Genomic DNA, 13,820 nt, shown 5'->3' with positions numbered 1-13,820 from the left:
CTTAATTTTATACATATATCTTATGACATAGCAGGCTCTACACGTTGATGTTTCGTGATTTTTCGTTAACCCCAGAGACACTACCATTAAGTTAAGAAATTTTGCTACAACTTATAAATATAATCCATAGCCGACTGTGAGGTGCCAGCAGAGATATGCATAAGATGCAGTTGCAAATAATCAGGCTATGTCAAATAGATGTTCGGGCGTGTTATTGTGTTATTAATTGAAGCCACCAGAATCTAATTTTTATACAAAAGAGAAGAAAACACACAAATTTTTTGCTAATATCTGAAATGTGTTAAAACTTATTAATCCTCAAGGAAGTTATACTATGAAAAAAACAACAATGGCTGTAGCTGCCTTGTTAACTGTGCTAGCAGTACCTGTACTATCTGTTGCTTATGCTGATGAAGCTACAACAGCAGCTAGCTGCAAAACGTGTAAAGGTTGTGCAGGTAAACATGATTGCAAAGGGTGCACAGGCTGTAAAGGCGATGCTGGTTGCAAAGGGTGCAAAGGGTGCGCTGGTGAGAGTCACTAATTCTTATTCTTCAAGAGGTAGTTTACTGCCTCTTTTCCTTCCTTCACATAAGTAACAGCGCTAATACCCTTAACGATTTATACAGCATATGCTTGAAAAATTGGTGGTTTTGTTTATTTTCACCCCTTTGTGAGGTTATAATGGTCAAATTGATTTTCGTTAGGTTTCTTAATGCATCCTGATCTTGTAGACTTGTTTAATCAACTAGGTTATGCAAAAACACCTGGGCTGTGCCATGGTTTGGCAATTCGTTGGATTGAAGCCTGCCTGCTTAACGAAGAGCATTTATTTTTAGCGCGTTTGGAAGCAATTCTTGCTCGAGGTGTTGCTATTAAAAAAGATTTTGCTCGTGTGAAAGCTAAAAAAGGAAAGAATTTAACTGAAGAAGATTTAACCTGTTTTGAGGTGATGGGATTTTTTGACAGCCTTGCCTTTTTTCAAACTCCTGCGAGGTATGCAAAATTTAGTGGCCAAAGTGTGGCTCAAGGGAATGTTGATTTATTTTCATCTTTAGCCTCTTCACGCAAGATACATGAGCGTGGCGGGCTGAGCAACGTATACTCAACATCAAATCTTTATTATCGGGAAGAAATAAAAAGCTATTTTGATGATTTAACTAATTTAATCGATGTTTTAGACATTCCTGCTGATGAAACTATTGGTTTTTTATTATCTAGTTTAACTCATAGTATTGCTTTGACGTACTCAAAGAACAGAGGATGGTCCTTTATGGACAGCAATCAATATCCTCCCAAATTGGTACGTACTGACGAACTGCCTCAATTACTTGCCCAAGCTTTTTTTTTGCCAATAGAAGAGAATCAACTCGCATTTACGACTCGAGTAATAACCACCCGAAATAACCCCAAATTAGCAACGCTGACAGATACCTTTAATCAATTGGAGCAAAGGTATTTATTAACTGAAGAGAAGGTAGTAGGTAAATCATGTTCATCAATATTGGCCCAACTTTTGGTGCTTGATAATGAGTCTCAAAAATTCGGGCAGTTAATGCGATTTTACTTCGACTTAAGTGAGTTAACTGATGATAGTGCTGCACTCGTATATATTGCCGCTGAATGCGGGAATGTAGACGTTCTCGTGGAGCTGGCTAAACATGGTGTGGATCTAAATCAACCCGCGTTTGGTGGAGAGACACCACTGTATGTTGCTGCTTTCTATGGACATGCAGCAATTGTTGCGCAATTAGCTCAGTATGGTGTTGATTTGAACCAGTTACTATTAGGTGGCACACCTCTATATATTGCAGCTACATTAGGGCATGAAGAGGTAGTGGCGGAACTAATTAGACATAATGTTGATATTGATCGTCCATCAACAGAGGGGACAACTCCTCTTTTTATTGCTGCCCAAGAAGGCCATCGTTCGATAGTGGAATTGTTACTAAAACAAAAAGCCAATTTGAATCTGTATTTAACTAAATCTGCAGATGAGTTAAGTTATTTTTCGTCCTGGAAAAAAGATGATCGAGTTATTAGCAGAATGAATGACTTTGTTATGCAGAAAGTTCTTAATGAAACATCAGAAAATAAGGATGTAAAGCTTTATAAACTCTTTAGATGGCTAATCAGTTCATTTAGCGAAATGCCTGAAGGCGGTTCCACGTGGTTCTATAATCTATTTAAATCGATAACAAGTTTTTTGTTTTATTGTTTTTATGGGGATACGCCTATTCAAGTATCTCCCTACGAGATTGCCCTCATTATGGGGCATCATGATATTGCTGAGTTACTTGATCCTCGACAGCCACAGATAAGATTATCATTGAATAGTGAGTCATTCTTCCCTGCTCATCAAAATGCTTCTGAGCATATTCCAGTAAATGAGCAAACTAAATTTATTGATGGGGTTTTTCTCTAAATCAATCAAACTAGTTAATCTGTACTATACTTTACATGCAAATCACAATAAGCGGAGCTATTGCATGTCCCCCACGGCAAGAATGTATATAAGCAAGATGATATTGAAGCCATCAATCATTATTACATGGAGATTATCAACGCAATGCCTAATATTGTTTATTGGGTTGATATGGAATGCAATTTGAAGGGGTGTAATAGTAATTTTCGCGATTTATTAGGTTTGAAAAAGTTAAAGGATTTTAAAGGCACTCCCTATCAAAAAATGGTTGAGTTTGGCCATTGGGATGAAGCACGGATTGAGGCTTTAAAATTAGAAGATATGAAAGTACTCTTTTCCGGCGAATCACAGCATCACATCGAAGAAGAACCTATTCAGAACCAAAATGGTAAAGTGTTTTATTTTCATACGTCACGAGTGCCTATTTTTGATTTACAAAAAGAGGTCATTGGTTTGGTCGTTGTCTTAACTGATGTGAGTATGAGTAAAGAACTTGCTGCATCGACATCTCTCATTGAAGATGCAGAAGAAGTAAAAGCCGCTGTAAAAGAAGGGCACCTACCTACTGTACTGATGGTTGAGGATAATGTAATTGCCCAAAATGTTGAAAAAGCATTACTTACCTCCCTAAATTGCCATGTGGATATTGCTGAAACAGCTGATAACGCGGTGAAGTTGTTTCAACCTGGAAAATATGACTTGGTTTTGATGGATATTGGTTTAGAAGACTCATCAGGCTATATCGTGGCAAAGCAATTAAGACAAAAAGAAAAAGATACAAAATTTCATGTGCCCATTATTGCTTTAACGGGGTATGAGGCCGATGTAGTCAAATACGATTGTCAGCACTATTTTATGGAAGGGGCAATTAGTAAGCCTTTAACTAGTGAGCAAGCAGAGCAAATTATCAAGCATTATGTCTATCATTTGGATGTGCCTGTTCGTGGTTTGAAGAGCATTTAGCATATGCTATGATGATTTTATTTTAGTAATTGCTCAGAGCTTAAAAAGTAAGTCACTTATCTTAAGTTTCCTATTTTACAAAATACGTTCGAATGACCGTAGTCATTCAGTTTCTGTCCAATATGAGCTATTACCTACTTAATGGTGAAACGACCCCTATGAACGGAAATTCCAAACGTATATTATCTTTAGACGTGTTTCGTGGTTTAACTATGGCGTTAATGGTATTAGTGAATAGCCAGGGAACTCACGAGGCTTATCCTTTGCTCGATCATGCTGTTTGGAACGGATGTACTTTTGCCGATTTGGTTTTTCCATCCTTTTTATTTATTGTCGGGGTAACAACGGTTATTAGTTTAAAAAGACAGGTAGTAGCAAATGCCCAAGTATCTTTGGATGTGTATAAAAATATTTTTAAACGCAGCGCATTGCTCTTCTTATTTGGGCTCTTTTTAAATGCTTTTCCTTTACACTTTGATTTTGCAACCATTCGTATTTATGGAATCCTACAACGGATTGCGATTTGTTATTTTGTGTGCTCGCTTCTTTATTTAAATACTTCAGTTAGAACTCAGAGTGTTCTCTTTGTGGCTATCCTTCTCAGTTATTGGTACCTGATGGCTTTTGTTCCAGTTCCCGGAGGAATAGGGGAGCCATTAAGTATGACAAATAATTGGGTGCTTTATATTGATCAACAACTTTTAGCACCACCACATTTTTATAAAAACTTTGATCCAGAAGGTTTATTGAGCACAATTCCTGCAATAGCGACTACTTTGGCCGGACTCTTGACGGGAAACCTGTTACTTACCTCATTTAGTAAACAAAAGAAATGTACTTTAATGGTGTTGGCCGGATTAGTTTTCCTGGTATTGGGCTGGTTTTGGAGCTATAGCTTCCCCATTAATAAAAATTTATGGTCTAGCTCTTTTGTTTTATGGGTGGGAGGCGTATCTCTTTGGGTCTTTGCTTTGTGTTATTACGTGATCGATATTCTGGGCTACAGTAAATGGGCTTTACCCTTTAAAATTTTTGGAATGAATGCGCTACTTATTTTTATTTTCCATGTACTGTTACTTAAGTTGCAAGCCGTATTCAATGTCACTATGCCCGATGGAACTTCGGATAATTTGCGCGTAGCAATTTCTGAGTATTTATTTGGCAGCTTTAGCCAAGAAAATGCTGGGCTCTTTTATTCGTTAGTTTTTCTTTTCTTAAATTTTCTTTTCGCGGCGTTTTTGTATCGGCGGAAAATGTTTTTTAAATTATAGAGTTGTAGTGACGAAAGCTCAAATTACCGCGGCTTGACCGCGGTATCCAGCGGTCGTATCGACTCCTTCATTGCGATCACGATGGAGCGTTAACGCTAATTTGTAATATGCTTTTTTTATTTCCTTATCAGTAGCATTTTTTTAACACCTAATCGTTCATAATAATTCATGCGTAATTTATCCTTGTTTTGTAATTACAAATAGTAGACTTATCCAAAAGGTACATATCGTTTTAAACGCGAAGATATGTTTTAGCTTGCACATCATATGTGCAGGTCAATAATTGGGCAATATTGTTTTTTGCTTCATATATTGTCATCTTATATGATTTGGCTATAATTAAAGGTTGAATTTATTAAACTGAAGTTAATGGAGTTGTTTTAGATGCCAATTTATGAATACCAATGTACAAATTGTCATCATCATTTTGATTTAATGCAAAAAATCAGTGATGAACCTGTTAAGCAATGTCCAGAGTGTGGAAAGGATACGGTAATTAAACTGATTTCTGCAGCGGGTTTCCAGTTAAAAGGAACTGGGTGGTATGCTACTGATTTCAAAAATAAAAGCAGTACTTCCTCAACTACATCTACAAGTAAAGAAACTACTCCTGCAAAAGCTGATACTAAATCGACAAGTACGGACTAGGTAGTATTTTCAGAGTTTTTGGTAATGGTTCCAAATCTTAATAAAATTAAATAGGCGGTTTTTATGCGTACACACTACTGTTTGGGAGTGGATGAATCTAGTTTAGGTAAAGAAGTTACTGTGTGTGGGTGGGTACATCACCGACGTGATCATGGAGGTGTAATATTCCTAGATATCCGCGATCGCACAGGTTTAGTACAGGTGGTATACGAGCCAGAAAATCAAGACATTTTTGCCATAGCAGAAAAACTCCGTTCTGAGTTTGTTGTAGCCATTACCGGGGTAGTACGCAATCGACCTGCAGGCATGATCAATGAGGCTATGGCTACAGGACGCGTTGAAGTTCTAGGCACTAAACTGGAAATTTTAAACCAATCGCCAACCCCACCATTCTTACCGGATGATTTTCAAACAGTAAATGAAGACTTACGCTACAAATATCGCTACATTGATTTGCGTCGTCCATCAATGCAAGCGAAGCTGCAATTAAGACATCAATTAAACACCTGTATGCGCAATTACTTGAATCAACAAGGCTTTCTAGATATTGAAACGCCTATGTTGACCAAAGCAACTCCTGAAGGCGCACGCGACTATTTAGTTCCATCCCGAGTGCACCCAGGTGAGTTTTATGCATTACCACAATCACCCCAGCTGTTTAAGCAATTATTGATGGTGGCTGGTTTTGATAAGTACTACCAAATCGTTCGTTGTTTCCGTGATGAAGATTTGCGCGCAGATCGACAACCTGAATTTACCCAGCTTGATATCGAGATGTCCTTCATTGATGAAATGGACATTCAAAATTTAATTGAAGGGTTGCTAAAGCTTGTATTTAAAGAAATCCTTAATGTTGATTTGCCTGAAAAGCTACCGAGAATGGCATATGCCGAAGCAATGCGTCGTTTTGGTAGTGATAAGCCCGATATGCGTAATCCACTCGAATTGGTGGATGTTGCTGATCTGGTTAAAGAATGTGACTTTAAAGTATTTACTAGCGCAGCCAATGATGCAGAATCTCGAGTTGTGGCATTAAAGCTTCCTAAAGGAAATGAGTTAAGTAGAAAAGAGCTGGATGATTACGGTAATTTTGTAGGCATTTACGGTGCGAAGGGCTTGGCTTACATCAAAGTCAACGATCGCAGCAAAGGGATGGAAGGCTTGCAATCGCCAATTCTTAAGTTCCTCTCTGAAGAGGTAGTTGACGGGATTCTTAATCGAGTTGAAGCTGAAACTGGGGATGTCGTATTCTTTGGTTCAGACAAGATTCATGTCGTAAATGAAGCGATGGGTGCTTTACGTATTAAATTGGGACATGATAGAAAGCTACTTAGTGATAAATGGGAGCTTTTATGGATTGTTGATTGGCCCATGTTTGAAATGGATCATGAAAACAATAGGTTACAAGCCATGCACCATCCGTTTACTTCACCAAAAGAGTTGTCTCCGGAATCATTATGTGCAAATCCTACTCACACTTTAGCTAAAGCTTATGATATAGTAATAAACGGCTATGAAATTGGTGGTGGATCCATACGTATTCATCAGTCCGATTTACAGAAGGCTGTATTTAATTTACTTGGAATTAATGAACAAGAAGCTCAAGAGAAGTTTGGCTTTTTACTCGATGCTTTACAATACGGGGCGCCTCCACATGGTGGTATTGCCTTAGGTATCGACCGTTTAGCGATGCTGCTTACTGACTCTACCTCAATTAGAGACGTAATCGCATTTCCTAAAACTCAAACGGCTTCCTGTCTTTTAACCAGTGCACCATCACCGGCTAATAGTGCACAGCTTAATGAATTAGGAATTAGACTTGCTCCAACTAAATCGACAAAATAATCTGTTTCGTCATAACGCCAGCGTTGTTTGCTGGTGTTATGCCTTTTTTATATTTTTCTTTTCGCTATGCTATTCTGGCTATTCTTTAGCGAAATCTGAGTCTGCACAAAAAAAATCCAGGCAGGTTGCGGTGTCAGTACAGAGACCTGCGAATTTTAGCGAATATTTAAGTCAGGAAAAAAATCGCCTCATAGTAGCCATTAAAGAGAGTAAGCAACATCTGCAACCTAAAGATGAAAAAGAATATCAAGTTAAATTGGGACAGGTATCGTCGATACTAAAAATGACCGCGGCCAAAATTGACAGCTTGAATGGGTTTCTCGACCAACAAAATATAGAACAAAATACCCTCAATCAACGTTTAAAACATTTACAACAATTACCCATAGTCAAAGAAGGGATTTCCATTGAAGAACGGGTGGCTAAGGTTGAAGTATTGCTGGCGATTAATAAGCAAGCAACGCAGCTAATCAATGATAACTTAGCCCTTGCAAAAGAATTTCATGAGGTACTTACGGAAGAAGGTAAGCATTTAGAGTTTTGGCACGCAAACTTTGTTTTAGAACAAAAACTGCTGCAAATTAAAGCCATAAAGGATAAATTAAATCAGGATTTAAGTAAGCTTTATCAAAGCGATCTGGCAAAGACTACTGGGAAAAAAGCTATTGTTCTCCGTGCTAACGATGCCGACTATGAAACAAGGTTGTTAGTAAATAACCAAAATATTGCTGCCATTCAATATGAGCTGAATGCGTTGAGTGCACAAAAAATGGTGGTTAGGGCAGATATGATTTATCTTAAAAGCCCAGATAGCAAAAACTTACAATTAGTCACTGATATTTATAAAGATGCGTTAAGCCAATACAGTAAAATAGCGAAGTCGCTGCAGCAAATTAACGTTTTCTTGAATTCAGAGGCGAATGGAATTAAAACGCCTGATCTTAAAAAAACAGTCAAAACATTAATGGATACTTTAGCGCTGCGCCTTAATGAAATTGCATTCCAAAAACAAGAAACCTTAAAAAAATTAGCAGATTATCAAGCGCAATTAAAACAATTAATTTCCTCCCGGCAAACACTCGCTGAATACAACATCAACAGCTGGCCTATTATTGTTAAAAAAATCGCTGCGATTCCCAACTTATTTTATAAATACATCAAAACGTTAAGCCTGAAGGTTTATGACAGTTATTTGTGGTTAACCCCCTTAGCTTTAACAATGTTTTGGGTTAGCCTGACTTTGATCGCAGGCTTATTCTATATGTTGAATCGCTTCTTAAAAAAGTGGCGTAGCGATAAAGAGCGTTCACGTTTGGCAGGCTATCTCCTCGATGGATTTTTAGTACTTGTAGAAAGAAATATACCTTATCTTTGCCTCACGGCGATGCTCATGATGATATTCTACGTGACGCATATTTCTTTTTCTAATTACCAGCTTGTACTGAAGCTTATTGCCGTATGGTTTACATTCCGCATAGCGATTTTAATTCCGCGTTTGGTTTTATTAGAGACACTGTCTGACTCTTCAGGTAAAGATGTTAAACTCTATTATCGCTTGAAGTGGCTTTTACTGTTTGGTGGCTGGACAACGGCACTGATGACTATTGGCCATTTATTACCCCTATCCATATTGATTCAGGATATTTTTAACCGCTTGTTTATGTTGTTTCTCTTAGCGGTATCTGTAGTAGGCTGGAAAAGTAGGGAGGTGGTGCGCTATCTAATCCATCCATTATTGACAAATAAGAAACGGTACGTGCTTAATGCGATTTCTTTGTTAATTATTTTAGTGCCTGTTACCGTATTTTCTACTGCGGTAATTGGTTTGTCAGGCTTTATTAACCTGGCTTGGACAATGAGCCAATATCAGGCTAACGTTCTTACTGTGTTAGTCACCTATATTATCGCTCGTGGCTTGCTTTTTGATGCGCTTGAGCTCTTTTCAGAATGGATGATTTCCTCGTTACGTAATGGTTGGTTATGGATCGAGGTTTTTTTAAAGCCGATTGATAGTATTTTGCGTATCGGCATGCTTTTTTTCAGCTTCAGTATGTTGTGTAACTTATTTGGTTGGAATTCTGATTCATGGGTTATTATTAGTTTAGAACGACTAATACAATCTACTATTGTCAATGTACCTGGGATTCATATTACCGTTGCTAGCACACTTGCCTTTTTAATTTTGTTAGCCATTTTCTTTTGGGCGGCAAAATGGACGCGTGAGTTTTGCTATCGTTGGTTATTTAAAAATACTAAAGACGTAGGTATCCGCAATAGTCTTTCTGTATTTAGCCAATATTCGGTGGTACTCATTGGTGGTTTTGTTACTTTACATGTTTGGGGGTTTGATTTTAGTGGTATGTCCATGATTATTGGGGGGCTTGCAGTCGGTATGGGTTTTGGCTTGCGCGACTTTGCTAGCAACATTGTTGGTGGATTAATGCTGTTGATTGAACGACCAGTTCGTGAAGGGGATTTAATTACTATTGGTGACTATGAAGGCGAGGTCAAACATATTGGTATTCGCTGCATGCGTGTGTCATCCTGGGACAATACGGAAATATTAATTCCTAATGCAGAAACATTTAACAAGCCATTTACTAACTGGACCCATCAGGATGGTATTGTGCGCTCGGTTGTTCCCATCAAGGTAAGCCGTGCCGATGACCCCGTAATGATTCAGCAATTAATTCTTGATGTTCTGGCAATTATTCCTGAAATTGTGCCAGACCCTCCTGCACAAGTGTTTCTTAAGAAAATTGATGAAGCGCTCATTGAGTTCGAGGCCCGCTATTATGTGAATGTGCAATTACACTCACGCTTTGAAGTGCGCTCGAATGTACTTTTTGCGATTACGGCTCAATTTAAAGCTGCAAATGTTAGACCGCCAGTTGAACCACTTGCCATAGAAATTAAAGAGGGATATGGACAACTTGTTGCCAAGGATTAGCCCTCCCACAACTGAGGCGGAGCTAATTCAACGTTGCGCCAATCTGGTTGGCCTGAGTTTTGCTCAATTGAGCCTGAGCTTGGGCCTAACTATTCCCGAAAACCCAGACCAGCGCAAAGGTTGGATAGGGCAAGTCATTGAACTCGCTTTAGGCGCGAATGCATTTAATCAGTCTTTGCCTGACTTTCAAGAGTTAGGTGTTGAACTTAAAACTTTGCCTATGGCTGCATCTGGAAAACCTACAGAATCTACCTTTATCACATCAATTCCTTTACTGACCATCCATCAGCAAGAGTGGAGTACATCGCAATGCTATGCCAAATTACGACGTGTACTCTGGGTTCCTGTTGAAGGTGATACCGATATTCCATACTCCCAACGGCGAATTGGTCAGGGATTTATATGGTCACCGAGTGTTGAGGATGAGCGTATCTTGGCTGCTGATTGGAATTATTTAACCCAACAAATCAGCACGGGCTATCTTGAAACAGTGGATGCTAGTGTTGGAGAGTATCTGCAAGTAAGACCCAAAGGAGCTAGTGGTAAATCCCTCTGTTATGGATTTGATAGCGAAGGAAATAAGGTAAAAACATTACCCAGAGGCTTTTATCTTAGAACTCGGTTTACGGAAAAAATAAGTCCTTAATGGATTATTAATAATCTATAAGTATAGTAATTGAGCTCATCTGTTTGAGGTTAGCTATTATGCGATTTACGTTACAAGCTAAGCTTCATGAGACTTTTTCTCAGTTATTAATGGATCTAGATACTATTACGCAGTGGAGTGAGAATGGATTGTTATTTGCTGCAAAACTTTGCCAATGCACAGGCGCTCCTGTTTGGCCAAAGGAGTTGATTAACCAAGTTATGGGGGCTTCCGTTGGGGGGAGTGCTAGACTTCGAGTGGGTGCCGCAAATGATGTGGGGGCTACTTATGAACGTCTTCAGCAAATGAGAGTTCAGGAATCTAGTCTCGATAATGAGAGCGAAAGCGACGACAATGTCGATTTTCATGCGGGAACTCTACGATCTTTTTAGCTATAAGTTGGTATTTCTTCTCGTTAAATAGGCTAAGTTGAGACGAGCCTCAGCGTTAAGAGTAGTACATTTTGTGTATTCTGGGCTTTTCAGCCCAGTCTACTCTATTCTCTTTAAGCCATTTTTTGATGTGAAAAACTCGAGGTAATCACTTCAGGAATTATCCCTTTGACGTACTCAACAGGCTGTTGAATTTTTGCTTTCAGTAAGTCCCGACAGTAGGGGCTAGTAGCAAAATAACGTAGAGATTGTTCAAATCCGGCTAAAGCATTAATGGATAATGCTTCGGTTTCTACCTGAATTTGCAGCGGTTTTAGTTTATCTGAAACTTCAGGCGCAGAAGAAAAAAATCTACCATAGAGGCTTTGCCCTACGGCAAATACAGCACTAAAACCTGTTTTGACTTCTTCTTCTGCAGTAACTTTAGGCCAAGCCAGCATAAACGGAAGAGAGCATAGGGGAGCTAATAAAGTAATTAATCGTTGAATTTCTGTGGTATTTAATTTCTCTGCATTATTGGTTTTGCCATCATAAAGGTCCTTGCCATCTTTGAGAGCCCAGTTGTAAATTTCTTTCATTTCTTGCAATTCGTTATAGAAATCAGTGGTGCTAAATTTTTGTAGAATAAATCCTGCGGCACCTAAATAAAGAAAAGCAGATAAGAAGTAGTTAGCAAATTCTGGTAGGGGCAATAGCATTCTGACCGTTGTAAATATACCCCAGGCCTGAAGCCCCGTATTCATGCCTTGAAATAGATACATCTGATTCAGCGTAAATTCAAAGTCATCAATGCGCTTTTTCAATGCGTCTAATTGCTCTTTATTGGATGGGTTAAATGGTTGGGACATAAATCGTTGTAAATTTGCTTCATGCTCTTCTCGTTCCTTTTTGATCTCGTCCATACCCATAGCATTTACTTTGCTCATGATTGTACTCCTCCGTAAGATTTTTAAATTGCCTACTCATCCTACCTGAAACTTTCAGAAAAAAGCCATCGATTTTTAATGATTAACACCAAATTATTCTTGCAGTTTTTCATGATTCGCATCAAATTATGATCGCTGTACAATCACCCATATTATTTAAATTTATTCCATATGATTTTTTATGACTTATTCTAAGATAATTACGGTAAATCCTTTGAAAATGGAGCCCGCTTTATTTGATTTTCAGTGTTTGGAGGTCTTGGCGGAATTTTTTAATAACGCACAAACAGGAACTTTATGGACTAAGAAGCATTGTTACGAGCATACGCATCAAAATGTTAAGTATCAATTTTGTTTTACTCATTCATTGCTAAGATTGGGAGATACGGAAGGGCAATTTGTCATTTTTGATACAACACAAGAGCCTCTGGGGAGAGGATTCTATGGGGCGGTATATCCTGTATTGGGCACAATACAATTTAAAACCCATCAGCCTGTTATAAGCCGTAATGCTACGGAAGTTATTAAAATTGAAGATCATATGCATCATGAGCGGAAAACATTAGTTGAAGCAGAGTACCAATTTTTAAAACGCGCCTCTTATCTTCAAGTGAAGCCACCGGTTTTTGTTTTTAAAGCGGATAGTAAAACAAGTTATTTGCTTATGGATAAGGCAGAGGGTTGTACCCTGGAAAAACTTTTATGGGATAAGGGACGTCATGGCAAGCTCACGGTAAAAGAGCGATTAGACATTACGTTTGCTATTTTGCATGCGGTCAAGGCTCAAGTCACTGATAAACGAATTGTGCATCGTGATTTGAAACCTTTAAATATGCTTATTGATATGAAAAAAAGCCCGCCTAAAATTGCAATTATTGATTATGGGCGAGCCATGTTAATGGACAATCAGGATGCGCGTATTGTGGGAACACCGGCGTATCGTTCACCTGAATCCTTTCTTGTCCCTGTACAGTATTCAGAAAAATCGGATGCTTATGCCGTAGGGAGAATATTGAGCTATGTATGGGGTGATTCTTATACAAATTATTATCTAAATAATAAACAAGCTTGGTCTTGGCCTGAGACGAAGCAAATGACGAAGAATAATTATTTATTTACTTGTCCAGGGGCTCATTTGTTTAAAAGCGATGAGGCGATCGTTAGAACCTGTCTAAATGGACTCATGCAGGAGGATCCAGATACTCGTTTTTCATTGGAGAAGGCGATTGAATTGTTTGCAAAAGTTGCCCGTCCAATGTATCAGTTGGCAACGATCCAAACTTTTTCAAAAGCCAAACTGCATCATTATGAGCATCGACTTATATTAATTAATAAATTGTTGCGCGATCTGGAACAAAAGGAAGGGGACCTAGTGGGGCGTGGTTTTATTGAAATTGCAAATCAGGTTAAAAGATTACATAAAAAACTTGCTAAATACACTAATGAATTTATGGATAACCCTGATCCTGGGCTTCTTCCTCTATATAGTCAGCGTTGTTTCGAGGAAATAGCTAAGCACCGGCCTTACTTTCGAGATAATCGTGATCTTCAATGGTTAATTAGTGAGATTGCAGCAGTTATCGGGCTTTTAGTTGTCGGGTATGGGATTGCGGTAGGAGTTAATTACCTTTTTACGAAACGATGGGGGTTATTTTCTCAACCGCAAACAGATCGAATTACAGAAAATATTCAAAATAATATTCATGGTTTATTAAATTTGACAAATTGATTGAGGATTACTAATCTTGAGTTGT

The 13,820-nt window shown here is 38.4% G+C and carries 12 protein-coding genes; 10 read left to right on the top strand and 2 right to left on the bottom strand.

What is annotated here, in order from left to right:
* The first annotated feature begins 334 nt into the window (after positions 1-334).
* The 4 genes from J2N86_RS08925 (at position 335) to J2N86_RS08910 (ending at position 4,659) form a co-directional block, all read left to right on the top strand.
* Positions 335-544, top strand: coding sequence for a hypothetical protein (locus tag J2N86_RS08925; protein WP_252579047.1), 210 nt, complete (start codon positions 335-337; stop codon positions 542-544).
* Positions 545-715: 171 nt separating this feature from the next.
* The gene (locus tag J2N86_RS08920; protein ID WP_252579046.1) at positions 716-2,425 is read left to right on the top strand and encodes an ankyrin repeat domain-containing protein; all 1,710 of its coding nucleotides are present in this window, start codon (positions 716-718) and stop codon (positions 2,423-2,425) included.
* Positions 2,426-2,551: 126 nt separating this feature from the next.
* Entirely contained in the window at positions 2,552-3,388 is an 837-nt protein-coding gene (locus tag J2N86_RS08915; protein ID WP_252582432.1) for a response regulator, read from the top strand.
* Between the two features lie 158 nt (positions 3,389-3,546).
* Positions 3,547-4,659, top strand: coding sequence for an acyltransferase family protein (locus J2N86_RS08910; RefSeq protein ID WP_252579045.1), 1,113 nt, complete (start codon positions 3,547-3,549; stop codon positions 4,657-4,659).
* Between the two features lie 18 nt (positions 4,660-4,677).
* Here the strand turns inward: J2N86_RS08910 and J2N86_RS16230 are convergent, their stop codons facing one another.
* Complete coding sequence (locus J2N86_RS16230) at positions 4,678-4,779, bottom strand: J domain-containing protein (protein ID WP_407658990.1); 102 nt, start codon at positions 4,777-4,779, stop codon at positions 4,678-4,680.
* 264 nt (positions 4,780-5,043) lie between these two features.
* Between J2N86_RS16230 and J2N86_RS08905 the strand changes: the two genes are divergently transcribed.
* The 5 genes from J2N86_RS08905 to J2N86_RS08885 all read left to right on the top strand — a co-directional run bounded on the left by J2N86_RS08905 (position 5,044) and on the right by J2N86_RS08885 (position 11,140).
* Complete coding sequence (locus J2N86_RS08905) at positions 5,044-5,307, top strand: FmdB family zinc ribbon protein (protein WP_252579044.1); 264 nt, start codon at positions 5,044-5,046, stop codon at positions 5,305-5,307.
* Between the two features lie 63 nt (positions 5,308-5,370).
* On the top strand, positions 5,371-7,152 hold the full coding sequence (gene aspS / locus J2N86_RS08900) for an aspartate--tRNA ligase (RefSeq protein ID WP_252579043.1): 1,782 nt from the start codon (positions 5,371-5,373) through the stop codon (positions 7,150-7,152).
* A complete protein-coding gene (locus J2N86_RS08895; protein ID WP_407658955.1) occupies positions 7,127-10,102 on the top strand; it encodes a mechanosensitive ion channel domain-containing protein in 2,976 nt (991 codons plus the stop codon). The genes aspS and J2N86_RS08895 overlap by 26 nt, the downstream gene beginning before the upstream one ends.
* A complete protein-coding gene (gene mutH / locus J2N86_RS08890; RefSeq protein WP_252579041.1) occupies positions 10,077-10,748 on the top strand; it encodes a DNA mismatch repair endonuclease MutH in 672 nt (223 codons plus the stop codon). The genes J2N86_RS08895 and mutH overlap by 26 nt, the downstream gene beginning before the upstream one ends.
* 59 nt (positions 10,749-10,807) lie before the next feature.
* Positions 10,808-11,140 carry a hypothetical protein gene (locus tag J2N86_RS08885; protein ID WP_252579040.1) on the top strand — a complete coding sequence of 111 codons (333 nt, stop codon included), beginning with the start codon at positions 10,808-10,810 and terminating at the stop codon, positions 11,138-11,140.
* A 113-nt stretch (positions 11,141-11,253) separates the two neighbouring features.
* Here the strand turns inward: J2N86_RS08885 and J2N86_RS08880 are convergent, their stop codons facing one another.
* Positions 11,254-12,066, bottom strand: a complete 813-nt coding sequence (locus J2N86_RS08880; RefSeq protein ID WP_252579039.1) for a hypothetical protein — start codon at positions 12,064-12,066, stop codon at positions 11,254-11,256.
* A gap of 181 nt (positions 12,067-12,247) precedes the next feature.
* On the opposite strand from J2N86_RS08880, the gene legK1 reads away from it, so the two are divergent.
* Positions 12,248-13,795: a Dot/Icm T4SS effector kinase LegK1 gene (gene legK1 / locus J2N86_RS08875; RefSeq protein WP_252579038.1), complete on the top strand. Its 1,548-nt coding sequence runs from the start codon at positions 12,248-12,250 to the stop codon at positions 13,793-13,795.
* The last annotated feature ends 25 nt before the right edge of the window (positions 13,796-13,820 follow it).

This window comes from Legionella lytica, from assembly GCF_023921225.1.
GTDB lineage: Bacteria > Pseudomonadota > Gammaproteobacteria > Legionellales > Legionellaceae > Legionella > Legionella lytica.
The sequence above is the reverse complement of the archived record's forward strand: the minus strand, read 5'-3'. Positions and strand labels throughout refer to the sequence as shown.